The organism is Frankia sp. CcWB2 (assembly GCF_977927585.1).
In genome coordinates this window covers 1-1493 of the sequence record NZ_CDWRCM010000324.1, presented here as the reverse complement: position 1 = coordinate 1493, position 1493 = coordinate 1, and the positions used below count along the sequence as shown (strand labels likewise).

2 protein-coding genes are annotated in these 1493 nt (G+C 67.1%); one reads left to right on the top strand and one right to left on the bottom strand.

The window, feature by feature from the left end:
- On the top strand, positions 1–223 hold a 223-nt coding region (locus tag ACY45C_RS21165), incomplete at its 5' end, for a hypothetical protein (RefSeq protein WP_462189305.1).
- A gap of 89 nt (positions 224–312) precedes the next feature.
- Here ACY45C_RS21165 and ACY45C_RS21160 read toward each other — a convergent pair.
- On the bottom strand, positions 313–1323 hold the full coding sequence (locus ACY45C_RS21160; protein WP_462189303.1) for an ATP-binding protein: 1011 nt from the start codon (positions 1321–1323) through the stop codon (positions 313–315).
- Between the last annotated feature and the right edge of the window lie 170 nt (positions 1324–1493).

The window sequence follows — 1493 nt, the reverse complement described above, 5'->3', positions numbered from 1 at the left end:
ACCGCCGCCCGGGCGGGTGAGCCCCTCGACCCGCGGGAGGCCACCGCGACCGCCCTGGCCGGAGGATATCACCACAGATGGGAACGGGAAACCGGCAACAAACAGATCAAGACCTACCTGCGCGGCCCGGGACGGGGTCCTGCGCTCCACGCATCCCGACACCGTCTACCAGGAGATCTACGGCTACCTGCTCACCGTGCCCGCGCCAGGTCGGGCAGCGTGAGTCCGTCTCCTCGTGTCCGTGGGGGCCCAGGCGGCGTACTCCAGCCAAGTCTCGATGAGAGAGCTCATGCGCGGCTCGGGTGGATATTGCTAATCGAAGATGTCGGCGGCAGTGACGGTGAGACATCCTGGCGGCGCGTTACGGATCTCCTCGCGAGCGCACAGCGCGAGGCGTGCCCGGGCAGAGCCTTCGGTCCCGCCACTGTCAGGGCCGGCAGCTCCGTCGTCTGTCTGGCGGTCCGAGGCTGCTGGAACGGCCGATGTAATAGCGTGAGCCTTTTCCAGGAGCCGGCTGGAGATCCGTCGACCGTCAATAGAGCGCGCCCACTTCGCCTCGCCGAACAGAACCGGGTGTCGGTCCCTGCCCGCGAGCACGACCGCATCGATCTTGTTCTGCCCGCCCGCGTTCCAATAAGGCCCGACCGCGACGATGTCCCTGCCCAGCGCGCCGGCGACCGCGAGTCGGCGTAGGTGCTCGCGAAACGCTTCCTCCCACGGTTTGCCGAGATGGCCGTCCAGACTCTCGATCAGTACTGGCAGCAGTGCTTTCCCTAATCCACGCTCGATCTCCGCGCGGTACCGAAACAGCACGCCGAGATAGAAAGCAAGGAAATTGTCGGCGATCCGGTAGACGCGCCGACGGCTGCGCGCTGGTTCGGTGACGGGCATCAGCCTTTCGACCAGCCGCAGTTCGACGAGCCGATCCAGCGTACGGGCCGGTTCAGCCCGAATATAATCCTTGATCTCGTTGTACTGGGTGCGGCCCTCGGCGATCGCGTGGAGCACAGCCGCCGGGTATTCACCGTGCTCCGCCTCGGTGGCAAGCACGAGTTGTCCCTCGGTGAGCAGCGGCGCCCCGGGCCGGCAGGCCAGCCGTAGCAGGTTGGCGCCCTGGTCCCACCACGACAGATACAACGGAACTCCGCCAACCAACCCGTAGACGAGCGCCCGGTCGGACGGCGTCAGGCTGGGCAGCATGAGTGCGGCCTCGTGCGGACGGAACGGATGCAGCGACAGTGACAGATCGAATCTGCCGTACAGGGGCGCCCGCTGCTCCTGCAGCGCGGTCATGTGCCGCACGGCCGACCCGCACACGAGCATCCGCAGCCTGGTCCGGCCGGCTGTTCGGTCGAGGAAGGCCCGCAGGACGCCGGGCAGTTCGGATGAGGTGGCGACGATCTCGGGAAACTCGTCCAGGATGACGAGGAGCGGCTCCTACTCAGCCGCCGCGGCGAGGTCGTCGAGCGCGTCGTCCCAGTCGAGATAGGGAC